Source organism: Nostoc sp. LEGE 12447 (assembly GCF_015206985.1).
Lineage (GTDB): Bacteria > Cyanobacteriota > Cyanobacteriia > Cyanobacteriales > Nostocaceae > Nostoc.
Genome location: NZ_JADEXT010000001.1, coordinates 234,118 through 259,176 on the forward strand (window position 1 = coordinate 234,118; position 25,059 = coordinate 259,176).

The 25,059-nt window shown below is 43.2% G+C and carries 20 protein-coding genes; 7 read left to right on the top strand and 13 right to left on the bottom strand.

Annotated elements, in window-relative coordinates; translation table 11 throughout:
- Window positions 1–245 precede the first annotated feature (245 nt).
- Window positions 246–1,994 carry a DNA repair protein RecN gene (gene recN, locus IQ274_RS01025; RefSeq protein ID WP_193867253.1) on the bottom strand — a complete coding sequence of 583 codons (1,749 nt, stop codon included), beginning with the start codon at window positions 1,992–1,994 and terminating at the stop codon, window positions 246–248.
- A gap of 276 nt (window positions 1,995–2,270) precedes the next feature.
- Here recN and IQ274_RS01030 point away from each other — a divergent pair, with 276 nt between their 5' ends.
- Window positions 2,271–4,262 (top strand): ABC1 kinase family protein, encoded by a 1,992-nt coding sequence (locus IQ274_RS01030; protein WP_163928861.1) that lies wholly within the window; start codon window positions 2,271–2,273, stop codon window positions 4,260–4,262.
- 137 nt (window positions 4,263–4,399) lie between these two features.
- Here IQ274_RS01030 and IQ274_RS01035 read toward each other — a convergent pair whose 3' ends face one another.
- From IQ274_RS01035 to IQ274_RS01050, 4 genes are all read right to left on the bottom strand, one after another.
- Window positions 4,400–4,630, bottom strand: a complete 231-nt coding sequence (locus tag IQ274_RS01035; RefSeq protein ID WP_228057964.1) for a dihydrofolate reductase family protein — start codon at window positions 4,628–4,630, stop codon at window positions 4,400–4,402.
- A 15-nt stretch (window positions 4,631–4,645) separates the two neighbouring features.
- Entirely contained in the window at window positions 4,646–4,900 is a 255-nt protein-coding gene (locus IQ274_RS01040) for a TIGR03643 family protein (RefSeq protein ID WP_193867088.1), read from the bottom strand.
- 39 nt (window positions 4,901–4,939) lie between these two features.
- The gene (locus IQ274_RS01045) at window positions 4,940–6,739 is read right to left on the bottom strand and encodes an ABC transporter ATP-binding protein (RefSeq protein ID WP_193867089.1); all 1,800 of its coding nucleotides are present in this window, start codon (window positions 6,737–6,739) and stop codon (window positions 4,940–4,942) included.
- 238 nt (window positions 6,740–6,977) lie between these two features.
- Window positions 6,978–8,771 (bottom strand): ABC transporter ATP-binding protein, encoded by a 1,794-nt coding sequence (locus tag IQ274_RS01050; protein ID WP_193867090.1) that lies wholly within the window; start codon window positions 8,769–8,771, stop codon window positions 6,978–6,980.
- Window positions 8,772–8,976: 205 nt separating this feature from the next.
- On the opposite strand from IQ274_RS01050, the gene IQ274_RS01055 reads away from it, so the two are divergent.
- Complete coding sequence (locus IQ274_RS01055) at window positions 8,977–10,038, top strand: L-histidine N(alpha)-methyltransferase (protein ID WP_193867091.1); 1,062 nt, start codon at window positions 8,977–8,979, stop codon at window positions 10,036–10,038.
- A 166-nt stretch (window positions 10,039–10,204) separates the two neighbouring features.
- Here IQ274_RS01055 and IQ274_RS01060 read toward each other — a convergent pair whose 3' ends face one another.
- Complete coding sequence (locus tag IQ274_RS01060) at window positions 10,205–10,417, bottom strand: type II toxin-antitoxin system HicB family antitoxin (protein ID WP_190936956.1); 213 nt, start codon at window positions 10,415–10,417, stop codon at window positions 10,205–10,207.
- Window positions 10,401–10,667 (bottom strand): type II toxin-antitoxin system HicA family toxin, encoded by a 267-nt coding sequence (locus IQ274_RS01065; protein WP_193867092.1) that lies wholly within the window; start codon window positions 10,665–10,667, stop codon window positions 10,401–10,403. Before IQ274_RS01065 ends, IQ274_RS01060 begins: the two co-directional genes overlap by 17 nt.
- A gap of 495 nt (window positions 10,668–11,162) precedes the next feature.
- Between IQ274_RS01065 and IQ274_RS01070 the strand changes: the two genes are divergently transcribed.
- Both IQ274_RS01070 and IQ274_RS01075 read left to right on the top strand, forming a co-directional pair.
- Window positions 11,163–11,933 (top strand): pentapeptide repeat-containing protein, encoded by a 771-nt coding sequence (locus IQ274_RS01070; protein WP_163928852.1) that lies wholly within the window; start codon window positions 11,163–11,165, stop codon window positions 11,931–11,933.
- A gap of 92 nt (window positions 11,934–12,025) precedes the next feature.
- Window positions 12,026–13,219, top strand: a complete 1,194-nt coding sequence (locus tag IQ274_RS01075) for a Coenzyme F420 hydrogenase/dehydrogenase, beta subunit C-terminal domain (RefSeq protein WP_193867093.1) — start codon at window positions 12,026–12,028, stop codon at window positions 13,217–13,219.
- A 53-nt stretch (window positions 13,220–13,272) separates the two neighbouring features.
- On the opposite strand, the gene IQ274_RS36225 is transcribed toward IQ274_RS01075, so the two are convergent.
- The 5 genes from IQ274_RS36225 to ldpA all read right to left on the bottom strand — a co-directional run bounded on the left by IQ274_RS36225 (window position 13,273) and on the right by ldpA (window position 17,550).
- Window positions 13,273–13,551, bottom strand: coding sequence for a hypothetical protein (locus tag IQ274_RS36225; protein WP_228057965.1), 279 nt, complete (start codon window positions 13,549–13,551; stop codon window positions 13,273–13,275).
- A gap of 30 nt (window positions 13,552–13,581) precedes the next feature.
- Window positions 13,582–13,824 carry a hypothetical protein gene (locus IQ274_RS36230; protein ID WP_228057966.1) on the bottom strand — a complete coding sequence of 81 codons (243 nt, stop codon included), beginning with the start codon at window positions 13,822–13,824 and terminating at the stop codon, window positions 13,582–13,584.
- A 5-nt stretch (window positions 13,825–13,829) separates the two neighbouring features.
- Entirely contained in the window at window positions 13,830–14,009 is a 180-nt protein-coding gene (locus IQ274_RS01085; RefSeq protein WP_193867094.1) for a hypothetical protein, read from the bottom strand.
- 439 nt (window positions 14,010–14,448) lie between these two features.
- Window positions 14,449–16,182 (bottom strand): R3H domain-containing nucleic acid-binding protein, encoded by a 1,734-nt coding sequence (locus tag IQ274_RS01090; RefSeq protein ID WP_163928846.1) that lies wholly within the window; start codon window positions 16,180–16,182, stop codon window positions 14,449–14,451.
- A gap of 156 nt (window positions 16,183–16,338) precedes the next feature.
- On the bottom strand, window positions 16,339–17,550 hold the full coding sequence (gene ldpA / locus IQ274_RS01095; protein WP_193867095.1) for a circadian clock protein LdpA: 1,212 nt from the start codon (window positions 17,548–17,550) through the stop codon (window positions 16,339–16,341).
- A 161-nt stretch (window positions 17,551–17,711) separates the two neighbouring features.
- Here ldpA and IQ274_RS01100 point away from each other — a divergent pair, with 161 nt between their 5' ends.
- Genes IQ274_RS01100 through IQ274_RS01110 form a run of 3 tightly spaced genes read left to right on the top strand, consistent with a single transcriptional unit; the run spans window position 17,712 to window position 23,284 of the window.
- Window positions 17,712–18,395 (top strand): response regulator, encoded by a 684-nt coding sequence (locus IQ274_RS01100; protein WP_193867096.1) that lies wholly within the window; start codon window positions 17,712–17,714, stop codon window positions 18,393–18,395.
- A gap of 42 nt (window positions 18,396–18,437) precedes the next feature.
- Window positions 18,438–21,662 carry a PAS domain-containing protein gene (locus IQ274_RS01105; RefSeq protein WP_228057991.1) on the top strand — a complete coding sequence of 1,075 codons (3,225 nt, stop codon included), beginning with the start codon at window positions 18,438–18,440 and terminating at the stop codon, window positions 21,660–21,662.
- A 2-nt stretch (window positions 21,663–21,664) separates the two neighbouring features.
- Complete coding sequence (locus IQ274_RS01110; RefSeq protein ID WP_193867098.1) at window positions 21,665–23,284, top strand: response regulator; 1,620 nt, start codon at window positions 21,665–21,667, stop codon at window positions 23,282–23,284.
- Window positions 23,285–23,529: 245 nt separating this feature from the next.
- Here IQ274_RS01110 and IQ274_RS01115 read toward each other — a convergent pair whose 3' ends face one another.
- Window positions 23,530–24,966, bottom strand: coding sequence for a response regulator (locus IQ274_RS01115; RefSeq protein WP_193867099.1), 1,437 nt, complete (start codon window positions 24,964–24,966; stop codon window positions 23,530–23,532).
- Between the last annotated feature and the right edge of the window lie 93 nt (window positions 24,967–25,059).

The following is a 25,059-nucleotide window of genomic DNA, read 5'->3' on the forward strand; positions in this document are numbered from 1 at the left end:
GAACGCTTGTCTTGGGTTACGTTCCTCAAACACCACTTGCTACCCTGCGGGAACGCTAAGAGCGTAGCTTCGGGAAACCCACCCAACGCAGTGGCTCCCCAACCTACACAGGTTAAGGTTTTTATGTTTTCAATTTCTCTTATTTTCCTTTTCCTTATCTTCTCTACGAGACGCTACGCGAATGCGTTCTTTGTGGTTCGTTCCTTTAACGCTCAAAACTAAGTTGACAGACCAGTGATTTATCTTTAATTTTTAATTTTTTGACGGTGGTTAGCAGCTTGTAGTAAAAGAGATTCAGCAAAAGCGATCGCATCACTTGCAGATTTACCACCAGCTAACTGCGCTAATTCTTCCCGGCGACTGGTTAAATTATCCAAGGTCGTAACTCTAACAACGGTACGCTGTTCAGCGTTCTCATTGTTAGCTTTTTTACCTTTGCCTTGATTGATAGTTTGCTTATCGACGCGAAAATGCTGATCGGCCATTGCCGCAACTAAAGGCTGGTGGGTAACACATAATACCTGATTGCGTTGACTTAGCTGGTGTAATTTTTCCGCGATCGCTTGGGCGACTCTTCCCGAAACCCCGACATCAATTTCATCAAAAACCATTGTCCCAGCCACATCAACCTGAGAAAAACAAGCTTTCAGCGCTAGTAAAAAGCGGCTCATTTCCCCGCCAGAGGCAACTTCCGTTAAAGGTTGCAGTGGTTCTCCAGGGTTAGAACTAAATGTAAAGGTTATTTTATCTGCTCCCATAACAGTGGGGAAAGCAGGTACTATCTCAACCAGAAACTTCACCTTTTCCATCGCTAAAGGCTTGAGTTCAGCTACTAAACGTGATTCTAAATTAGCAGCCGCCTTACTCCGCAATTGAGTTAACTGATTACTTGCTTGGGTAAGTTTCTCAAAACACGCCTTTTCTTGCTGTTCTAGACTTTCGATAGATTGTTCGCTGTCGTTAAGTTGGGCTAATTCTGCTTGGATACGTTGGTAATAAGCGATCGCTTCTGTAAGTGTCGGCCCATATTTGCGGCAAATTTGCTTTAATTCCTGAATCCGTTCTTCCACCTCTTCCAAGCGCTGCGGATCGGCTTCCAAACCATCCCCATAAGCATTAATTTGCCTTCCCACTTCCATTACCGCAGCTTGCGCGTCCCTAACCAACTCCAACAGATGTTGTAGTTGGGTATCGTATTCCACCATGTCATTTAATATCGCCTCACTATCTCCCAGTAAATCTCCTGCGGCTGGGGTTTCATGATCGTTTTGATACAAAGCTTGATAAACCTTGTAACTCATCTGTTGCAAATCGACGACATGATTCAGACGTTCCCGTTCTTGTCCCAACTGTTCCAATTCATTAGGTTCGCTAAGATTAGCTGCTCCCAGTTCTTGCACTTGATAAGTGAGCAAGTCGAGTTGTTGCAACCGTTCCCGTTCTGATGTCCGGCGTTTTTCTAGAGCTAAATGCGCCTGTTGGTAAGTACTGAAGCTCGTGGCGACTTTATGACGCTGTTGCATTAGAGAATCACCGCCATACAAATCTAACCAGTCGCGGACTTGTGCAGATTGTCCCACTTGTACAGTTTGACCTTGGGCGGTGATTTCCACCAAGCGATCACGCATTCCTGCCATGATTTGCCGATTTACCAACACACCATTCACCCGCGATCGACTGCGGATATTAGTAGCAGTGGCTGTGATTTCTCGGCTAATAACTACGGAGTTTTCATCAAGCAAATCTATTTCTTGTTCAGTCAACCAAGCGGCTAGGGGGGCATTTGAGGTAAAAGTTGCTTCTACCATCGCTCGACTTGTCCCTGTGCGAATGACTCGACTAGAGACTTTACCGCCTAAAGCGGCATCAATGGCATCCAAAATAATCGATTTTCCAGCGCCGGTTTCACCTGTCAGCACATTTAGTCCCGCGCCAAATTCCAATTCCAGTTGGTCAATTAAGGCAAAGTTTTCAATTCGCAGGCAAAGCAACATCAAGCCAAATTCTCCATAAGGGCAGATGCCGGGTACTTCTAATTTACAGGACAATAAGTATGATTTTCCAGCAACTAGCAATACCTAATACTATTGAACTAGTATGCCCGTTTAAGTGTAGCAAACCTTTGAGTAATGGGTAATCGATAATGGGTAATAGAAAAAATTAGTTGAACCCTGCTAATTTCTAATCCTCAATGCCCCATTTCTAATTCCCAATTCGTAAAGATATTGTTACAATACTTAATGTGATCGTTCTGACTGGTGGCCTTTTTCATGATTGTTAAGACACTTCCCCCTAGTTCCCGACCGATTCAGGAGGACAGTCGCAACGGCACAGATAGCCGAGGTGAACTGGACGTTATAGATATAGTGCCAGAAGAAAATGGTACACCGAGCTTAGTTGTGCGTTCGCCAAGACTCTTAGCAGCCCAAAAGATCAGGACAACAGCCGAACCTGAGACGCTTTACGATCCCGCGAGCATAGCGGAGCATTATCAAAATAGACCCCTGCAAGTTTTACGGCGGATTTTCGCCGTGTTGGGGCCGACTTTATCCTTTGCTTTTGGGTTGTGGTCGGATAGTAAACGGGGAATTGTCGTCAAAAATGACCGCCGCCGAGCTACTCAGCTTCGAGTATTGCTGACTCAACTGGGGCCTGCTTACATCAAAATTGGACAAGCTTTGTCCACTAGACCGGATCTCGTTCCTACCGTATATCTAGAAGAATTAACTAAGCTACAAGACCAATTACCACCTTTTCCTAACGAACTTGCTTACCAGTTTATCAAAGAAGAACTAGGCGCACCTCCAGAAGAGGTTTACGCCGAACTCTCGGCCCAGCCAATTGCTGCGGCTTCCTTGGGACAAGTATATAAAGGTAAGCTAAAAACTGGTGAAGAAGTTGCTGTAAAAGTCCAACGCCCCGACTTAAGAGAGCGGATCACCATTGACTTGTATATCTTGCGTAACATCGCCGCCTGGGTACAGAAAACATTCAAACGGGTAAGAAGTGATTTAGTTGGGATTCTCGATGAATTAGGCGATCGCATCTTTGAAGAGATGGACTATATTCACGAGGGTGAAAATGCTGAAAGATTTTTCGAGTTATACGGTCATATAAAAGACATCTACGTACCAAAAATTTACTGGGAATATACCAATCGTCGCGTTTTGACGATGGAATGGATTAATGGTATTAAATTAACCCAGACAGAAGAAATTAGTGCCCAAGGTATAGATGCTCGTTATCTCATTGAAGTGGGTGTCCAGTGTTCCTTGCGCCAGTTGCTAGAACATGGATTTTTCCACGCCGATCCCCACCCTGGTAATTTATTAGCAACACCAGATGGCAAATTGGCTTATCTCGACTTCGGAATGATGAGTGAAATTAAGCCACCACAGCGTTATGGTTTAATTGAAGCGATCGTCCACGTCGTCAACCGTGACTTTGAAGGATTAGCAAAAGACTACGTTAAATTAGACTTCTTATCGCCAGAAACCGATTTAACACCAATTATCCCAGCTTTTGCCAGAGTCTTTGCTGATGCCCAAGGAGCCAGCGTTGCCGACCTTAACATTAAAAGCATCACCGATGAACTATCGGCTTTGATGTATGAGTATCCTTTCCGCGTACCGCCCTACTATGCCTTAATTATTCGTTCCCTTGTTACTCTCGAAGGGATTGCAATATTTATAGATCCCAACTTTAAAGTCCTCAGCGAAGCTTATCCCTACGTTTCTAAACGCCTGTTAACAGACCAAGCACCGCAATTAAGAGCATCATTGCAAGATTTGCTATTTAAAGATGGCAGATTTCGCTGGAATCGCTTAGAGAACTTGTTACGTAATGCACGTAACAGTCAAGACTACGACTTCAATTTAGTGCTGAATCAGGGAATAGAATTTCTGTCATCTGAACGTGGTGCTTTTATCCTTGACAAGCTAGTAGATGAATCTGTTAATGGACTCGATGCTTTAAGTAAAAACGTTTTGCATAACTTCACCTCCCTATTACGGGAACGAGTTGGATTGACAGCAGTTAATGAAACTCCAGCAGCGACAGTTGAGCAACAACAAACCTTAGAGCATATCAAACATATATTAGGTATTCTCCGAGAAACACGAGGCTTTGACCCACTGCAACTTGCGACTCAAATTTCTCAGTTATTGGTAAATTCAGATGTACAACGTTTAGGTCAACAAATTGCCAACCGCTTCACGCAAAAAGCTGTAGCTAGATTGATTCGGCAATTATTGGCATCGTAGTAAGAGTTATGAGTTAAAAAATTCCTTTAACTCATAATTCATCAACATTCATAACTATATAACCAAACTCTTCCAGCTTTTCTAAAACCCTAGTTGCACTTTCGCAAACGGTTTCTTGGTTAGTTTTGCATTCAACTTCAGAACGAAGTGCAATACTGCTCAGTTAAGGCTTTTTCGATTTTATCAAAACTAAGTTCTACTTCATGAGTATTGCTGCCCAAAACAATAGCATCAATGGATTCGTAGAAAGCACCATAACCGTAGTCTTCCTCTTCTATGTCAAGGATTGATAGCCAATCAATTTCGCCATCGCTGTGAGCAATGTAGCCATCCAAACTAGCTGCAATATAGAGCGTAACTTTCGTCATTTTACTTTCAATTAGTTACGTTTTTTGATTGTGCGATTTAAACCGACCTGCAATAAATTCTCGCTTAGATAAATGTTTTGTATTGCGTTTGGTAACTCGCTTTCGCCACATCTGAAAACTAGACTCTTTCATTTCGCGCCTCATTAAGGCAATTACCTCTTTTTCCAGCAGTCCAAACTGAGCCTCAATCGCATCAAAAGATGTTCTATCTTCCCATGCCATCTCAATGATGCGATTTATAGTTTCTGAATCGAGGTTAGGTAGCTTCATTTCTTTTCTGACAATTGATAAATTCGAGCTATATATATTTTAGTTTTCGTTTTGAAGAACCGTTGTGTCTGCTGCACCCAGTTGTAGACCATAGAGGTTGGCGTATACACCTTGCCGATTGATGAGTTCGGCGTGAGTACCTTGCTCTACAATTTGTCCCTGCTGAATTACTAATACCTGATCTGCCTGAGTAACTGTGCTGAGGCGGTGAGCAATTACAAAACTGGTACGACCTTGCAGCAAACGAGCGATCGCACTTTGGACTAGCGCTTCTGTGCGCGTGTCAATGCTGCTGGTGGCTTCATCAAGAATCAGAATTCGTGGGTTAATTAATACCGCACGAGCAATACTGATCAGTTGTCGTTGTCCCTGGCTCAGGGGCGCTCCTCGTTCACCCAATTGGGTTGTATAGCCTTGTGGTAGTGAGGTAATGAACTCATGTACATTTGCCAGTTGTGCAGCCGCTTCGATGTCAGCTTGGGTAGTATGAGGAGCGCCAAAGGCAATGTTTTCGGCGACAGTACCACTGAACAGAATATTATCTTGTAAAACTATGCCAATTTGACGGCGCAGACTTGCTTGGGTAACACTACGCACATCAATATCATCAATTTTTACTGCACCACCAGATACATCGTAGAAGCGCAAAATCAAGTTAATAATTGTACTTTTACCCGAACCGGTCGGCCCGACTAATGCAATCATCTGCCCTGGATAGGCGTGCAAATTCACCCCTTTGAGAACCAATTGATCTGGGTTATAGCCAAACTTGACATTCTCAAATCTCACTTCCCCCTGAATCGGCGGCATTTCTGTCGCATCGGGTGCATCTTTGAGTTCTGATGGTTCATCTAGTAATAGAAAGATTCGCTCTAATCCGGCGAAGGCAGATTGAGCTTGGGTGTAAAACTGGCTGAGAATCTGGATCGGGCGGAAGAACTGCTGAACGTAAAGTAAAAAGGATGTCACCACGCCCACTGTTACAGCTCCAGTGACGGCAAGATAGCCACCATAAGCTAGTACACCTGCGGTTGCAAGTGTGTTGAGAAAATCGATGGAGGGCAAAAAGGCCGAAGTAATTGCTACAGCTTCGACGTTGGCATCACGATTAGCAGCGTTAAGAACGTCAAATTGGGCGATGTTTGTCTGTACCCGATTAAATGCCTGTGCTTCTCTGACACTGCCAATATCTTCTTCCAACTTGGCGGAAAGCTCCCCAATCGTCTGTCGGGTAACGCGAAACCTGGCTCTTGCCCAACGTGCAAACAAACTTGTGGTAAAAATCATCAGTGGCACAACCAGGTTGCTCAATAAGCCAAGTTGCAGGTTGATTGAGAGCATGGCAATGATGATACCGACTAAACTGAAAATGTTGCCCAGCATTTGGGCGATCGTCAGTCCAAATGCCTGATTGACAGTATTGACATCATTCAGCAGACGGCTCATTAAATCGCCCGCTTCGCTGCGATCGAAAAAGCTGAGGGGCAGACTTTGGATTTTGAGAAAAATATCTTGCCTCAGTTGAGCCAGCAATCGCTGCATAATCCAGCCGACTCGAATAATTTGACCCCGGATTGCTAAAATGCCAAGTCCGTAGTTTAGGGCTAGTAGACCTAATAACAGTAGGAGTCCCTGTAAATTACCTTTTTCAATTAGGCGATCAATTGACCAACCGAGGAAAAATGGCCCAATTGCTTGGGTTACAGCACCAATAAATACTAATGTCAGGGCGATGGGAATTTCTTTGCGATAAAGTAGCAGGTATTGCAAAAAGCGCCGCAGGGTAGAAAGTTGCTTACTCGCCTGCTCAGATGCAACAACGGGAATAGTGCCTCTCATAGCAATTTTAGATTTTAGATTTGGGATTTTGGATTACAAGGTCTTTGCTTTTAATTAGTTGTTATAAAAGTCTCGAACAAGACTATTTATTAATACGGTTCAGTTGAGTCTTAACTCTTTGTCAAAGTCAATTTTTTTTAACGAACCGCATAGACGCGGAGCGGCTTCCCGCAGGGTAGGACGCTAAGTAAAAGAAGGAAGAGAAGGAAGAAATACTTAGCTGAAGTGGATTAGTTATTTATGTTAGTTTTGTATCGTTTTTTTCTTTCGCCTTTACCTGAGATTCCAAAATTGCACCGTAGAGGGGGCTGGTTTCCATCAATTCTTCGTGAGTACCTTGGGCGACTAATCGACCTTTATCCATAAGAAAAATCCGATCGGCATTCTTGACTGTGCTAATGCGTTGAGCTACTACAAAAGTTGTACAAGCTTTTTGTCGCATTAAGCCATCAAGTTCGGCTTGAATATGGGCAGCAGTGGCGGCATCCACGGCTGAGGTGCTATCGTCCAAAATCAGAATGCTGTAATCGGTTAGTAAGGTTCGAGCGATCGCAATTCTTTGTTTTTGTCCACCAGATAAGCCTACGCCCCGTTCACCCACAATCGTCTCGTAGCCATCGGGTAAACTGATAATAAAATCGTGCATTTGGGCAGTTTTTGCAACCTCAATCACTTGCTCTAGGGTTGCATCGGGTTTAGCGTAGGCAATATTTTCGCGGATTGTGCCAGAGAAAAGGGTGGTTTCCTGAAATACAATGCCAATCCGCGATCGCAGGCTTTTGAGCGTGAAATCTTTGACATCTCGTCCGTCAATGCGAACTGCTCCCCCTGTGACATCATAAAAACGGGCAAGCAGGTTCATAATTGTGCTTTTCCCGGAACCAGTCATGCCGAGAACGGCGATTAGCTCTTTGGGCCTTGTTTCAAAGGAAACTTCTTTGAGAGTTTCAGTGGTGGCTCCCGGATAGCGAAAGGAAACATTTTCAAAGGTGATTCTACCAACGCAGGTGTCAAATGGAACAGCACCGGGGCGATCGCGAATTTCTACTTCTGCATCGACAACTTCATAGACTCGTTCAGCAGAAGCGGCTGATTGAGCGATCGCAGGTGCAGCAAATCCAATCAACAAAATTGGTTGGAGAATCAACGCTAGGTAAGAGTTAAAAGCTACCAATTCGCCAATAGAAAATCTACGCCCAATTACCTGCGCTCCCCCATAGCCGAAAACTGCCAGTGTGACAAAGTTACTCAGCAAAAAGATAAACGGGAAGGTATTATGGATGGCACTAATGGTCTTCATGTTTGCCCTAACTAGACCATCATTTAGGGTTGTGTAACGCGACCTTTCGGCTGATTCCCGGACAAAGGCTTTCACTACCCGTATTCCTAACAAGTTCTCTTGCAATACAGCATTGAGGTTGCTTAATTGCTCTTGTACTTGCCGAAAAAGTTTGTTATTTCGACCGACAAATCTTGCCATCAACCATGCTGATATGGGCACTGCTGTTAGGGTGATCAGTGCTAGTTCCCAGTTCATCACCAGCAAAATTACTGCAATAGTTACCAGTGTGACAATTCCACCAATGACCTGAATTAAGCTAGTGCCAACAAAAGTACGGATCTGCTCAATGTCGCTGGTGACACGGGTTAAGAGTTGGGAAGTCTGCGCCTGGTCATGATAGCTGAAACTGAGATTTTGAATTTTGCTGAAAATCTTGTTCCGCAGGTCATAAGCTACACCCTGAGAGGCTGCTTCTGCTAAATAGCTTTGTCCAAAATTAAATAAACCACGAGCGATCGCGGCGAGTACCATCCAGGCGGCGCTGTACAGCACAACTTGGAGGTTTTTTTGGATAATACCCTGATCGATTCCCCATCTAAATAGTTGTGGGGTAACGGCATTTGCGATCGTCAACAGTAACAGGCTGACCAATGCTCCTAGCGAAGTCCATCGGTAACTGCTTAAACTTTTCAGCACACGCTGCATTGACTGTATCGACGAAGTTTCCTGGAGTTTTGGTTGCTGAACCACTAGAATTCACCCCTCTATCTTTGGAAAATTATCTCGCACTTTGATTGTAAAAAAACAACTGGTCAATGGGGAATATGGGATCTATTTATGATGAAAAGTTTAAATTTCGGTTCAAATTTGGGGACAACGGCATGGGAAGATACATCTTTGGCAAGCATTGCGGCTAATCCATTTAAATACCGAAGAAAACCAAAGAACAAGAATAATGGCTCAAAATTTTCATGACAATTCCCAAGTTTCCTCAGAGATGTCAACTGCTATCAGTCGCACAGCAAAGCCAAGTTCTGAGTTCTACTCTATTTTTTCGGAAGAAGAAATTTTAGGAATCATTTTTGCTTTAGAAATCAGACGAGAAATCCCATTAAAGTATTCTTATAAAGGTAGAGGTGCAAAAATTTGGGATGATTTTTATCAAAAATATGTCATTCCTAGATGGTATCGAACATCCAATGTAGAAATTGAGCTTTTAAAAAATAACTTTAAATATTTTAATGACAACATTAAAAGTGGTAATAAAATCAACATAGTAGATGTTGGTGCAGGAAATTCCTATCCAGTTAAAGACTTTATTCAAAGACTTAATAAATTGGATAAGGTTAATAAATATGTTGCCTTGGATATTAGTGAAGAATTGCTGATTTTATCAAAGAAGAATTTTAAAAAATGGTTTCCCAAAGTCGAATTTGTCAGTTCCACAATTGATATTGAAAATAATTGTGTCCCAAAAACCTTATTTCAAAATAATCCTGATCTTGAAATTGACAATACAGCAAAAATATTTTTACACTTAGGTGTTACTATTGGAAACCATCAAAATAGAGATAAGGTATTCAAAAACTTTAGAGAGAGCATGAGCAAAAATGATTTCTTAGTATTTACTAATGAAATTGGCTCTAACTCTAAATGGGATGGAAACGTCAGAGGTGGTTGTAAGTATCATGTAGAAGAAATATATGGATGGGTTAAAAATAAGATTGGGATTGAATCTGAAGATTGCGAATTAGTGAGAAAGTATGATTTAAAAACCGATAGTATAGTTGCTAACATGAAATTTAATCATGATTACACGATAAATTTCAGTCAGATGGGGATAGATAAAAAAATTGAAATCTCTGAAGGTGAAGAAATTACTATTTGGCGACATCATAAATATGAAATACCTAAACTGTTGCAAGAATTAGAACGTTCTGGATTGCAACTTATTCAATATAGTACTGACAAATATAAATCACATATCATGGTAATTTGTAAGGTTGTTAGTAACTAACTTTTTCAATTATACTTTGCGGTGTCTAGAACACCGACTTCTCGAAGAAGTCGGTGTTCTAACTTTTCATCAATGATTTAGGACTGCTATAGATACGATTATGGTAGATGAAGTCAAATATTTCTGATGATACTAAAAAATCAGTTTGACTTACTTTTTGGAGCAATCAAATATACATCAAACGTGGTCTAGGTTGAGGAACTGAACGCCCTAAATCCTTAGCCGTTTCTATCCATTGCTGCATAACTAATTCTACATTATGCAGGGCTTCTTGATAAGTATCACCGTCAGCAGCACAGCCTGATAATTCTGGTACTTCAGCAATAAAGGCTTGATCTAATTCACTCCAGTAGAGAATAATTTCATACCGAAACATCATTTTTACTTCCTAGCTTATACTTGAGAATCACTGCCCGAACTTGTTTAATTTGATAGCTTTTGGCTTTGCCTTTTTTATGTTGTAGGTTCAATATTTCTTCAACATCGGCTTTGACAAAAATACGATTATCGCCACGAATACGTTCTTCAAAGCCTAGTTTATATAAGAGTTGCCACAGTTGGGCAAAAGGGATGTCTGTATCAGAAGTCCCAGAGAGAATTTTGTCTAAGATTTTGTCTTGCTGACTCACGTTTTTCTGACTGCTTTAATGTTTCTATAGTCTCATATTTATTTAAAATCGGGGAATACAAAAGCAAATCTTTCTTTTTGCCCCTTGACTTGTATACCACTCCACTGATTTACTTTCTTGAAGGAAATCCTAACTATTTGGATGTCACAGATGCTTGATTTAAAGAAATGTTTTGCACTGAGTTTAGGGTTGTTACCTCATTTCTGACTATTGTGAAGGCACATCATTTTGCTTGATAGTCATAGCTTGGTTATTTTTCTACAATGCGATCGCTTGTTTATAAAATAGAGAAATGCGATCGTATGCCAGACACAACAAAAGGTATACCCCAGCAAACACGGTGTATTAAACCTAACCTATAACCCTTATACCCAAATTTACAAGTGATATAGGTAACTACAGAGGTCAAATTGTAAAGATTGCTCATATCATAATGCTGAGGTATAAATCCATCTCAGTCAAGGTTGAATATTGAGTAAGAAATATTACGCGAATATGAAGAACCGAATTCTAGGTGCAGCCGCATTTTTAACCACGATTAGTTTGACAACAAGCGTACAAGCAGCAAATTCTGAACATATTAGCCAATTATTGGCAACTAAGCAATGTCAAAACTGTGATTTGACTAATGCAGGTTTAGTAATGGCTGACTTATCTGGAGCTAATTTGAGCGGAGCTAATCTCACAGGTGCTAACCTTAGCCGTGCAAACTTGAGTGGCGCAGATTTACGGGGTGCAAACTTGAGTGGCGCTAGTTTATTTGGTGTTAACCTGAGCGAAGCTAAATTTAGCGGGGCAAATTTGGCGGGTGCTGATTTGAGAAATACTTATCTAGCAAACGCAGAAATGAAGGGTGCTTACTTAAATGGTGCTAACTTCCAAGGTGCAGTTGGTATACCATCACAAATTGCTTCACCAGAAGAATTTTATGCTTTAGGTATAGCGGAAGGTCAAAAAGGCAACCAACAGCAAGCAATCAGTTATTTTAATCAAGCGATCGCTATTAAACCAGAATATGCTGGTGCTTATTTAGCTCGTGGTGTCGCCCGTTACCAAATACTAGATAGACAAGGTGCATTCCAAGATGCCCAAATTGCTGAAAAATTGTTTACATCCCAAAATAATGGCCTTGGAACACAAACAGCCCAAGCCTTTATTAAAGAACTGCAAACACCTGTAAATGATAAGGTAAGCCCTGGTAAACCCAGTTTCGTTGACTTTTTGGGAAGCCTTGGCTCAGTCTTGCTCCAGTTCTTCCCTTTCTGAGTGCTTTCTTTTTGAGGAGGAGAGTTGAAAGAATTCATAGCCAGTAAAGGTATTGTAATAAAAGCGATTACTGGATAAAACAAAAAATTTATATGACCTCAGTTTCTCCTCACAAAAAAGCCAAAGCCTTAAAACCTACTAGCCGCCGCCCTGCTAAAGAACTTTGTAGCGAGTGCGGACTATGCGATACATACTATATTCACTATGTCAAGGAAGCCTGCGCTTTTATTAATCAGCAAATAGGCGAACTTGAAGAAGAAACCCACACGCGATCGCGCCATCTCGACAACCCTGATGAGCTATACTTTGGTGTCCACCAAGACATGATGGCGGCGAGAAAACAGCAGCCCATCGAAGGCGCACAATGGACGGGTATTGTTAGCAGCATTGCCATTGAAATGCTCAATCGCGGCTTAGTTGAAGGTGTCGTCTGTGTGCAAAACACCAAAGAAGACCGCTTTCAACCCATGCCCATCATCGCCCGAACTCCAGAAGAAATACTAGCAGCGCGGGTAAACAAACCAACGCTTTCCCCTAACCTTTCGGTATTGGAACAGATAGAAAAATCGGGGATGAAGCGGCTGTTGGTAATTGGTGTTGGTTGCCAAATCCAGGCATTACGAGCCGTAGAAAAACAACTGGGTTTAGAAAAACTGTATGTTTTGGGTACACCCTGCGTAGATAATGTTAACCGCGCCGGACTACAAAAATTCTTAGAAACCACCAGCCGTTCGCCAGAGACAGTTGTCCATTACGAATTCATGCAAGACTTCCGGGTTCACTTCAAACATGAGGATGGCTCATCAGAAACAGTGCCTTTCTTTGGCTTGAAGACCAACAAACTCAAAGATGTCTTTGCCCCATCGTGTATGAGTTGCTTTGATTACGTCAACTCCCTAGCTGATTTAGTTGTTGGCTACATGGGCGCACCCTTCGGCTGGCAATGGATTGTCGTTAGAAATGACACTGGTAAGGAAATGCTGGATTTGGTGCAAGACCAGTTAGACACCCAACCAGTTACGTCTAAAGGCGATCGCAAGGAAGCTGTACAGCAAAGTATTCCCGCTTACGATAAAGGCGTTACCCTCCCCATGTGGGCAGCTAAACTCATGGGTGTGGTTATCGAAAAAATCGGTCCCAAAGGTTTGGAATATGCGCGGTTTTCCATTGATTCTCACTTTACTCGCAATTATTTATATGTAAAGCGAAATCATCCAGAGAAATTAGAAGCGCACGTTCCAGAGTTTGCCAAGCGTATTGTTGATCAATATAAGTTACCAGAATAAAAATTGGGAATTGGGAATTGGGCATTGCTTATTCCCCATTCCCCATTCCCCGCTCAGTTGTAACTACTAGCTTGACGAGTAAACATTAAGTGATACTGTCCGCCTAGTGCGATGAGTTCGTCATGAGTGCCTACCTCGATAATTTGACCGTGTTCTAGGACTACTACTCGGTCTGCTAGTTTTGCTAAGGCGAGGCGATGGCTGACTACAAGGGCTATTCTCCCCTTGGACAGAGTACGCAAAATATTGTAAATCTCATGTTCTGTTTTGGGGTCAAGGTTTGCTGTTGGCTCATCAAGTATGAGTAATTCGGCTGGAGACAGTCGCAACAAAGCACGAGCGATGCCTGCGGCGGGCTACGCCTACGCTAATCTCTGCCATTGTCCTCCTGATAAATCAATACCACCCTCTAGCTGTTTGCCTAAGAGGGTTTCTAAACCTTGATCTAGCTTCTCAATTACTCTTGCCAAACCAGCCTCGGCGATCGCTTCGGTAATCGCAGCGTCATCCTGCATTTTAGGTAAATCCCCAAAGCCAACATTTTCGCGCACAGTAGTCGGAAAACGAGCGTAATCTTGCATAACTACATCAATGCGCGATCGCAATTCTTCTAACGGGAGCGATTCCTACGGCGGGCTACGCCTACGCGCAGGGAAGTATATACAAAGCTATTGATGTTAGCGATCGCATCACTTACCAAATTTACCAGCAATGAACCTGCAAGGCTGGAGAGTAGCAGAGGTTGGGAAAGTATTAAGGCGATCGCATTCTGCGTTGTTCCCGTACTCAATAAACGGGTAATTTCATCAATGATTTATTTGCATATATTTTAAAGTAGCAAATAATAGCAAAATTCTCAGACAGACATTGTAATCTAAATTTCAATCAGTAGAGAGCAATGCCCCTACGCACTGATATCAAGCTAATAGCAGACATGAGCGTAGGTCTAGCCCAACTTAAGCATCGCACACGTGAGTGAGAGAAAATTTTGATAATTGAGCGATAATTTTCCGAAATTGATAATCTAAGTTTGGTAGTAATTAGTAGAATACTGATTTATAAATAACTTCTATAACTAGCCTTGGGGAAATATGGCCCCACAAAAACCTGGTCTTCATGACCGGTTTTTTTGGCATTGCTGAAGTATTTACTTCCTTTGCGCTCTTTGCGTCTTTGCGGTTTGTTCCTTTACCCCTCTTTGCACTGCGAAGAGGGGTTAGGGGTAGAAGTTACGCCGGATAAATCCGCAATCTTCTATTTGGTTCTTCGCCAAAACTATGCGACTTGAGGCGATAATGTTCTACCAACTCATGTTGCATTTTGCGGACTTGGGGAGAACGCGGTAATAACTCCACTGGCTGTCCTTTCGGAATCACAATTTGCTCAACAGCAAGTCTAGCTTCTTCCAAGGCATCCATCTCATCATCGCTACCACTGTGCAAAAACAGTTGCAGTTCGAGGTCATCGGTCATTTCTGGGTCGTCCATGTTCAGCAACCGCCGCAAGCCACGGGTAATTTGCGGAATGGTGCTGGACTTAATCATGTGGATGGGGACATGACGGGCTTTGGCCATTTGGCGTAATTTGGCGTGGTTTTTGACGTGCGATCGCAGTGCTAAAATTGCATCTGCACTATCTATATCTTTTGTCAATACCACGGGTAAAGTTAGCACGCTAATTACCTGTTCTAGTTGATGGCGGCTAACGCCATAAGGGTAAACGTGCAGTGGCAAATCTTCACCATTTGGCCCTGGCACTCTTGTCGCAGCATCTAAATCGATGCTCTCAGAATAATTGAAGGATTCATCCAGCAATCGATCAAACTCACTACGCCCAGTCACCCGTTCTACAGGCAATTGTGGCAGTGCAACCATTTGTCCCGAAGAACGCCAGCCATTAGACGGTCGTGCCGGTGGGAAAGATTCTTCCACTGTCCCTAACTGTCCACCGCGACCGTTGACAACAGCTAACTGCCTTGTCACCGCAACTTTGCCGTGGTCATCAACGGTTCTCGTTTGTGGGGTAGCCTGACGACCCCGCAGCAGATTATCTACTGTGTCAGCAACACTTTCGTGTACTACCCAGCGTTGGCGTTCCAACATTTCCACAGCAATTTCAAAGGTAGGAGGGGCTTTCCGCTCCAAAACAGTCTTTTGAGAGCCTCGCCGTCTGGCTTCGTCATCTCCCAAAGTCACAGCTTGGATACCCCCAACTAAATCAGCCAGGGTAGGGTTTTTAATCAGATTTTCGATCTGATTCCCGTGGGCAGTACCTACCAACTGTACGCCCCGTTCAGCAATAGTACGAGCCGCTAAAGCTTCCAGTTCCGTGCCAATTTCATCAATGACAATGACTTCTGGCATGTGGTTTTCCACTGCCTCAATCATCACCTGATGCTGTTGTTCTGGATGAGCCACTTGCATCCGCCGAGCGCGACCAATGGCGGGGTGGGCAACATCACCATCTCCAGCTATTTCGTTGGAGGTGTCAATAATCACCACTCGCTTATGCAGATCGTCTGCCAAAACACGGGCAATTTCCCGTAAGGCGGTAGTTTTGCCCACACCTGGACGACCGAGCATGAGAATCGATTTACCAGTTTCTACCAAATCGCGGATCATGCCAATGGTTCCGAATACCGCCCGACCAACGCGACAGGTCAAGCCAATAATCTTACCAGTACGGTTACGGATCGCACTGATCCGATGCAAAGTTTGCTCAATTCCTGCTCGATTATCTCCACCAAAAATTCCGACTCGTTGAATGCAATCATCTATCTGTTCTTGAGTAACGGGTATTTCGCTCAGATACTCAGCTTGATTAGGAAAGCGAGCCTCTGGGCGACGACCCAAATCCAAGACCACTTCTACTAAAATATCTCGTTTGGGATGACTCTCTAGTACTTGTTGCAGGTCTTGGGGCAAAATGTCTAATAACTTTTGGAGATCGTCTGTAATCGTCATGCTTTCTATGGTGACGGAAACAACAGTAAATCAGATACTTTCAGCTTCTAACTGTTCTCAAGCGCTCATTCAATGCTCAAACCTCCTACCTTGACTATACAAACATAAATTAGACATAAATTACAGTATCTTCTGGTACCTAGTAATTATGCTTAATTAATGCTCACTCTCCCTTCTCTGAGATGACTTGATCTGGGAAACGAGAGAATGGGCAAGTTCTACAGCTTGCCAAAGTAATACTTCATCTTCTTCTAGGCAAACAGTCGCCTTCATATTGGTGTTACTTACCTCCTTATTCTCTAACTTTTCGAGAATTGGTGACAGCAGTACACGGGCGTAGCTACCGTAGGCGACCCCGGAAATGGAGGAGGGGGGGGACAAGGGAGAGGGGGGGGACAAGGGAGAGGGGGGGGACAAGGGAGAGGGGGGGGACAAGGGAGAAATTCCCTCTTGTCCTCCTTGTCCTCCTTGTTCCCCTCTCTTCAGCAGTCCCATTGTCTTTAACTTAGCAACGGTATAGCTATTTGTGCCGCCTGCTAACTGCACATATCCCGGTAATTTTGCTGCCAAAACTTTCTGCCCTAATTTCACTGCGGCTATTGTCGTGCCATCGCCAATATCGCCACTCATAGAACGACCGTCGGTTTGCCAAATTAAAGCACTTTTGAGTGGGGCAATCAGTTCATACACTGCTCTTAGGTAATCAGTCATCCCCTCGCCATCGGGACAGCTGATGGCTAGTACCTTTAATTGATCGGCCCACGGTGAAATTGCCTGCCACAATCGCTGAAATTCTGCCAACCGCCCTACTTGTGTATGGATTTCTACGGCATCTACTCCTGTTGACATTACTAATGGCGCGATCGCTCCTGGCGTTGTCACGTATGAAGCTGTATAAATTATACCATAAGGACAAATTGGGATGCAACGACCGCAGCCATAACATTTTTCGGATACTACTCCTGAAAAATCTTCTTTGATATTGTCAAATACGATTGCTTGTGCCGGACAAATTCGTTCACAGGGTCTAGGACAGTCTCTAGGACACTCAGTAGGATTAAATTCTGCTTTGCGAAAATGGGGGTCTTCTCCATCGTTTAGGCTGACCATTAAAAAGGGTGAGTTGCCTTTGTAGTCAAAGCCTCGCTGTTGGGCATCTTTAGCTAGAGTTTTAGCTACTTGTAGCCCTGCTTGCGCTGCTGCAATCACTGCTGGATCAGCTGCAACATCTATGCAGTCAGCGCCCGCCAAAGTATAGGCTAACGTTAAATTTCTGACTGCCGGCAAATGCTGGAAGCTAGCTCCGCAGATGAGCTTGAACCAGTCACCTTGTTTGAGAGATTGTAAAGGGACGAACATATCAGTCACTATTCTATTATGCGTTTATGCGACTAAAAATAGTAGTCTGTAATCAAGAAAAAATCCGGATTTCCTAAATTAGAGATTGGGAATGGGGCATTGGGTATTGGGTATTATTGATTATTCATTCTTCTCACCTACTGCCGCAGCTTTCTGAGGAGCTGATATAGATGACAGTCAATGCAATAACTGTATTTTTTGTAGAAGACTCTCCTGAAGACAGAGCTTTGTATCGGCGCTTCCTAGAGCGGGATGATCGCTACACTTATAATATTTCCGAATTTGAGTCTGCAAATAAGGCGCTACAAGCTTGCCAAGAGAAAATACCGGATGTGATTTTGTTGGACTATCTATTACCAGATTTAGATGGGCTGGAATTTCTTACTAAGCTACAGAGGCAAACTTCCAGCAGCCAAATTTCAGTAATTATGCTGACGGGACAGGGAGACGAAACGATCGCAGTCCAAGCTCTCAAGAGTGGAGCCCATGATTATCTAGTTAAGGGAAAACTGACCCGAGAAAATTTCTGCCGAACGATTCATGGGGCGATCAAGCACAAGCAGCTAATGCAGCAGCTAGAACAGCAGCAGGAACAACAACGCCTAGTAGGAGCGATCGCTCTGCATATCCGCAAATCTTTGCAGCTTCAAGACATTCTTACTACTAGTGTTCAACAAGTCCGCCAGTTATTGAGTGCCGATCGGGTACTAATATATCAATTCACTCCCCTTATGCAGGGTTGCATTGTATCAGAGTCGGTGTTACCTGAATGGAAACCAAGTTTGGGACTAGAGATTGAAGATACCTGTTTTCAAGAAAGCCAGGGGGAAAAATATCGCCAAGGAAAAATTTGAACAACTACGAACATCTACGAAGGGGGTTTAAGTGAATGCCATCTGCAATTATTAGAACAGTTTCAGGTAAAGGCGAATTTAATTGTCCCCATTTTGGTAGAAAACATAGCGACTTCAGCAGTTGAACTCTGGGGGCTATTTATTGTGCATCAATGTTCTGCTCCCCGGCAATGGCAGGCATTTGAGGTGGAATTGCTCAACCAACTGACTGTACAATTAGCGATCGCCATCCAACAAGCCCAACTTTACCGTAACCTCCAAACCCTCAACACCGAGTTAGAAGCCAAAGTACACGAACGCACTACCAAATTGCAAGAAAGCGATCGCCGATTCCGCGCTATCTTTAATAACACTTTCCAATTCACAGGACTGCTAACGCCATCTGGTATTTTACTGGAGGCTAACCAGACTGCACTTAGTTTTGGCGGACTTCAGTTGGAAGATGTGATCGATCGCCCTTTTTGGGAAGCACACTGGTGGACAATTTCACCACAAACTCAAGAAGAATTAAAACAAGCGATCGCTCATGCTGCAAAGGGAAAGTTTGTCCGCTATGAAGTTGATGTTCTCGGTGCAAATGAGCGAGTAGCAACAATCGATTTTTCACTGCGTCCGCTTCAAGACGAGACAGGTAAAGTCGTTTTGTTGATTCCAGAAGGGCGAGATATCACTGAACGCAAACAAACCGAACTCGTTTTGCATGAGCGTAAAGTGATGTTGCACTTGATTGGAGATAATCTGCCCAATGGTGCAGTTTATCGGGTGATCCGCGAACTGGATGGGAGCGATCGCTTTTCTTATCTGAGTGGGGGCATTGAAAGACTAATGGAAGTCAAAGTAGAAGATGCACTCAGAGATTCATCTCTGCTTTATCGGCAGTTTATCCCAGAGGATATTCCCCGTCTACAGGAAGCCGTTGAAGAGTCCCGGCTAAATCTGTCTGTCTTTGATATTCAATTACGAATCCGAACGCCTAGTGGTCAACTCAAATGGTTCCATTTTCGTTCTACACCACGCCAGTTGCAGGATGGGCGTGTGGCTTGGGATGGACTAGTGGTGGATGTCACCGACCTCAAAAACAGTGAAGAAACCTTACGCAAAAGTCAAGCCCTGCTAGAAGAATCACAGCGAGTTGCTCGCCTTGGTAATTGGGAGTTTGAACTTGCCAGTGGCAAAATTACCTGGTCAAAGGGGCTTTTTGATCTCTTCAATCGAGAATTCGCACTTCTTGAACCAAGCTATGAAGAAAATCTGCAATTGTATCACCCTGAAGATCGGGAGAAATTGCACCAAGCAGTTGAGCGGGCGATCGCCACTGGTGAGTCCTACAAACAAATTCTCCGTGTCACCCAGAATGGCTCTAATCGCTATTTTGAGGGCATTGGACATACAGAATTCAACGCCGATGGAGAGGTGATTCGCCTTTATGGTACTGCCCAAGATGTCACCGAACGAGAAATTGCGCTACGCGATCGCCAAAAAGCGGAAGAAACCTTGCGCCAAAGTGAAGCGCAACTAGCCACTACTCAACAAATTGCCCATATAGGCAGTTGGGAATGGAACTTAGAAGCGAAAAAGCGTTGCTGGTCAAGGGAAACCTTTCACATTTTTGGTCTAAATCCAACTCAAAGCGAACCCACCCAGCCGGAATTCCTCCAGATCCTTCACCCAGAGGATAGGGAACTGTTCCAGTCCAATTTTGAACGAGCGATCACTCAAAAAACCCCTCTCAATATTGAGTATCGAGTTGTTTTATCCGATGGCTCAGTTCGCTACCTTGAGGCGAAAGCAGAGATAGCTTACGATCCTCAAGGGAAGGCAGTTAAATTGTTAGGATATGTTCTAGATATTACACAACGCAAACAAGCCGAAGCTGCCTTAGCTAGAAGTGAAGAACAACTAAGGCTAACCTTAGAATTTAACCACATTGGTCTTTGGGATTGGAATGTTGAAACAGGCGAAGTTATCTGGAACGACAACCATTTTCGTTTGTTAGGTTTAGAGCCAGAAACATCAGCAGCCAGCTATCAGCTATGGCGCGATTGTGTTCATCGAGAGGATGTTGAGCGAATTGAACAGGCTGTATTCAATGCGTTGGCAGAACATATTAATTTTCGAGGTGAATATCGAGTGATTTACCCCGATGGCAGTGTTCACTGGCTGACTGGGAAAGGACGCGGCGTTTACAACGAAGCAGGCGACCCTGTGCGGATGCTGGGCTTGATCATTGATATCAGCGATCGCAAACGTGCTGAACAGATGTTAGAGTTGCAAGCAGTAATTACCCGCAACATGGCAGAAGGAATTTGCCTAGTTCGTGCTATAGATGGCGTGTTCGTCTACACCAATCCTAAATTTGAGCAGATGTTTGGCTATGAACCTGATGAATTAACTGGTCAGCATGTGTCGATTGTGAACTACGGTGACGAAGATACTACACCAGAAGAAGTGAATCAGGCAATTAGGACTGCTATTTTGCAACATGGTGAAGCTACTTATGAAGTTCATAATGTTAAGAAAGATGGCACCCCATTCTGGTGTAGGTCAAACGCTTCCATCTTTGGGCATCCTGAGTATGGAAGCGTCATTGTAGCTGTCCACCAAGATATCACCGAGCATAAGCAAGCAGAGGAAAAAATCATAGCCTCTCTTAAAGAAAAAGAAGTATTACTTAAAGAAATTCACCATCGAGTGAAGAACAATTTAGGAATTGTCAGCAGTTTGCTGCAAATGCAATGCAGACGGACACAAGATCCTGTCGTGACAGCTCTTTTGCGCGATAGCCAAAACCGCATTGCCTCCATTGCCCTAGTTCATGAAAAACTGTACCGATCTGAAGACCTCGCTGATATTGATTTCGCTCAATACATCCCAGATTTAACAACTCATTTATTTGATTCTTATAACGTCAATTCCAGCCAGATTCACCTGAAGATTCAAGTTGATGATGCTAGCCTTGACATCGAAACGGCCATTCCTTGTGGCTTGATTATCAACGAACTGGTTTCTAATGCTTTGAAATATGCCTTTGTTGGTAATATTAGGGGTGAAATTGAGGTTAAGTTTTATCAAAAATCCGAGTCTATTTTGACACTCATTATTCGAGATAATGGCATTGGTTTACCTGAAAATTTTGATAGCAAGAAAGCTAAAACACTAGGCATAACTCTTGTTCAGGGTTTAGTCAAACAGTTAAGAGGAAAACTCGAAATTGCATCTCACCAGGGAACACAGTTCAAAATTACTTTTACAAACAGCCGGATATAAAAATGATTGGCATCCCATCAAACACACATAAAAAGGAGACAATTCGAATCCTTGTTGTTGAAGATGAATATATTCTTGCCATCAACTTACAAGAAAGTTTAGAGTCTCTGGGATACACTGTTTTAGGCATCGCCGATTCAGCAGAAGAGGCAATTGAAAAGGCAACTGAGTCACGCCCAAACTTGATTTTAATGGATATCAGGTTACGCGGCGAAATGGACGGAATTCAGGCATCTGAGCAAATTTGGCGTAATTTGCAAATTCCTGTTATCTACCTTACAGGTCATTCGGATAGAAGTACCGTGGAGCGGGCAACACTGACATCCCCCTTTGGATATATTCTCAAACCCATCAAGGAACAAGAACTTTACGTTGCCATTCAAACAGCACTCAATCGCTACGATCGCGAGCAATTTTTGAGTTCTGTCCTTAGAGGAATGGGGGACGGTGTGATTGTAGTTGATCCTGAGTTGCGTGTAAAGTACCTAAATCAGGCAGGTGAAGCATTAACAGGGTGGCGATGGGATGAAGCCAAGGGACGGATGTTAACAGAGGTGTTCCGACTCATTGACGAACAAACTCAGATCCCTGTCCAAAATCCAATTATCACAGCCCTCCAACAAGAAACTACTATCTATCTAGGCAGTGAAATTTTACTAATTACTAGAGAGGGGACAACTATACCAGTCGCTGATAGTGCTACTCCCCTCAGAGACAACAGTGGCATCATTACAGGAGCAGTATTAGTTTTTCGAGATGACACACAACGACGGCTCACCGAAGAACGCAATCTCGCAACCGAACGTGCCCAACAACTAGAAATTCAAGTGGCAGAACTCCAACGCCTGAACAAGTTGAAAGAGGATTTTCTCGCAACCACTTCTCATGAAATGCGAACGCCCTTGTCAAATATCAAAATGGCAATCTCCGCCCTGGAAAATATTCTTGAGCGGCAGGGCAGCTTAAATTCAAGCACACTTTCTCGATCTGAATCTGTAGCCCGCTACTTAACTATCCTGCGTGAGCAGTGCGAACAAGAGCTGAATCTAGTAGATAATTTGTTGCATATCCGAATGATTGATGCAGATGTCTATCCATTGGAATTAACTTCAATTCAACTTCAACATTGGCTGCCTCACGTCGCCGAGTATTTTGAAGAAAGTGCGAAAGCTAAAGAACAGACTTTGGAAGTTAGTGTTGTGCCAAATTTACCACCTTTAGTTTCAGACTTGGCTAGCCTGACCGAAATTGTCTCAGAATTACTCAACAATGCTTGTAAATATACTCCGCCTGGAGGACAGATTAGAATGGATGTTCGGATAATCGACCCCACAAAAAGTCTCATAAATGAGGATGCTGAATCTGATCTATTAGATAACCCTCAAGTCCCCTACTTTCAAATTACAATTAGTAATTCTGGCGTAATAATCCCCACAACAGAACAATCTCGCATCTTTGAGCCATTTTACCGAATTCCTCAGAGCGATCGCTGGCAACATGGCGGCACAGGATTAGGTTTAGCATTAGTGAAGAAGTTAGTAGAATATCTCCAAGGCAAAATTGAAGTTACTAGTTCTCATGGCTGGGCAACGTTCATAGTTCAACTGCCGTTAAGCCTGTGATTAAAGAGGCAGGGGAGCAGGGAGCAGGGAGCAGGGAGCAAGGGAGGAAGATTCTGGAATTCCCCAGCAATAGAGAGTTTCAGAGCAAATAAATTTATTTATCAGAAAGATGGGTTTACAACCCCGTGCTAGAAGCACGGCTTTAATTACGGCTTTAATTAATTTGTGTTTTTTATGTATGTGCTTCTCCCCCTTGCCTCCTGTCCCCTGCCCCTTATCCTCTTCATTGACGAGTTTACTGTTGGCTAATGCTCAGGTTGCTCAATGGGAATTTCAATTGCAAACTCTGCTCCTTGCCCAACAGAAGAGGTGCAGGTAATATTTCCTCGGTGTTTTTGGACGATAATCTGATAGCTAATAGATAATCCTAGCCCACTACCTTTGCCCACAGGTTTTGTGGTAAAAAATGGGTCAAATAAACGCGATCGCACCGCCTCTTCTATACCAGGGCCATTATCTGCGATCGCAATTTTGATCGTATTTAAGTCTGTCACCTCTGTGTGAATCCTAATTTGGGGGGTAGGGAAGAGCCACTGCGGGTTTGAGGTTTCTCCGAGTGCAGGAACTGGTGTGTCTCCCCAATTAGAGCGACTCCCGTCAAGTGGCATTTGAGAATAACGATTAAAAGATTGATTCCCCGCTCTCCACTCCCCATTACCCCTTATTCCCAGGGGCCCAACCTTCCCCATTCCCTCTTCTATTGCATCAATAGCATTATTCAATAAATGCATAAATACTTGGTTTAGTTCACTCGCATAGCAAGTAACTAGGGGCAAGTTACCATAATCTTTCACTACAATAATTGCGGGACGGTCTGCTGCTTCTCTGAGTCGATGTTGTAACATCACCAAAGTGTTTTCGATGTCTTCATGGATATTTACCCGCTTCATCTCTGCCTCATCATGCCGAGAAAAGTGTTGTAGCGCCACGACAATTTCCCGAATGCGATCGGAGCCTCTATACATTGCACCTATGAGGTTTTGTAGATCGTTAATCACAAAATTCAGGTCTACATCTTGGGATATTTGCTGAATTTTTGGTGTGGGTTTAGGATATTCTTTTTGATAAACTTCAATGAGATTTACTAGGTCTTGCACATATTGACCAGCATATTGGAGATTACCATAAATAAAACTGATGGGATTGTTAATTTCATGAGCCAGCCCAGCCACTAGCTGCCCCAGCGCCACCATCTTTTCATTCTGAATCTGTTGAACTTGAGCGGATTTTAAGTTGTCAAGAGCCTCTTGCAATAAAAAGTTTTTTTCTTGCAGTCTAACTTGGAGCAAACGTAAATTAATCTGATTTTCAATTCGCAACACAACCTCTGCCCCATGAAAAGGTTTGGCAATATAATCTACACCACCAACATCAAAAGCTTTTACTTTATCCACAACATCATCCAGGGCACTGATAAAAATTACTGGGACTTCACAAGTTTTATCGTCAGCCTTCAGTTGTTGACAAACTTCATAGCCATCCATCCCTGGCATGTTGATATCCAGCAAAATCACATCCGGCAAAACCATTTGACATGCAGTTAGTGCCATTTTACCGTTTAAAGCTTTGCGAACTTCAAAACCTTGTGCAGTCAACATTGCCGATAAAAGCCTCAAATTATCTGGGGTATCATCGACCACCAAAATATTTTTTTTATGATGGTTAGTTTGATTGAAATGCATTATGTATTAAAAGCTATGCTTGTAATGATTGAGGATAGTAAATGCTTATTTAAAATTACCCTGATTTTTTTGCTCTATTTCACCAAAATACTT

Coding starts and splice junctions, on each gene's coding strand:
- IQ274_RS01075 (WP_193867093.1), top strand. CDS start 12,026: ATGACCTCAGTTTCTCCTCACAAAAAAGCCAAAGCCTTAAAACCTACT.
- IQ274_RS01110 (WP_193867098.1), top strand. CDS start 21,665: ATGATTGGCATCCCATCAAACACACATAAAAAGGAGACAATTCGAATC.
- IQ274_RS01045 (WP_193867089.1), bottom strand. CDS start 6,739: ATGAGAGGCACTATTCCCGTTGTTGCATCTGAGCAGGCGAGTAAGCAA.
- IQ274_RS01070 (WP_163928852.1), top strand. CDS start 11,163: ATGAAGAACCGAATTCTAGGTGCAGCCGCATTTTTAACCACGATTAGT.
- IQ274_RS01090 (WP_163928846.1), bottom strand. CDS start 16,182: ATGACGATTACAGACGATCTCCAAAAGTTATTAGACATTTTGCCCCAA.
- IQ274_RS01115 (WP_193867099.1), bottom strand. CDS start 24,966: ATGCATTTCAATCAAACTAACCATCATAAAAAAAATATTTTGGTGGTC.
- IQ274_RS01040 (WP_193867088.1), bottom strand. CDS start 4,900: ATGAAGCTACCTAACCTCGATTCAGAAACTATAAATCGCATCATTGAG.
- IQ274_RS01100 (WP_193867096.1), top strand. CDS start 17,712: ATGACAGTCAATGCAATAACTGTATTTTTTGTAGAAGACTCTCCTGAA.
- IQ274_RS01060 (WP_190936956.1), bottom strand. CDS start 10,417: ATGATGTTTCGGTATGAAATTATTCTCTACTGGAGTGAATTAGATCAA.
- IQ274_RS01030 (WP_163928861.1), top strand. CDS start 2,271: ATGATTGTTAAGACACTTCCCCCTAGTTCCCGACCGATTCAGGAGGAC.
- recN (WP_193867253.1), bottom strand. CDS start 1,994: ATGTTGCTTTGCCTGCGAATTGAAAACTTTGCCTTAATTGACCAACTG.
- IQ274_RS01055 (WP_193867091.1), top strand. CDS start 8,977: ATGGCTCAAAATTTTCATGACAATTCCCAAGTTTCCTCAGAGATGTCA.
- IQ274_RS01035 (WP_228057964.1), bottom strand. CDS start 4,630: ATGACGAAAGTTACGCTCTATATTGCAGCTAGTTTGGATGGCTACATT.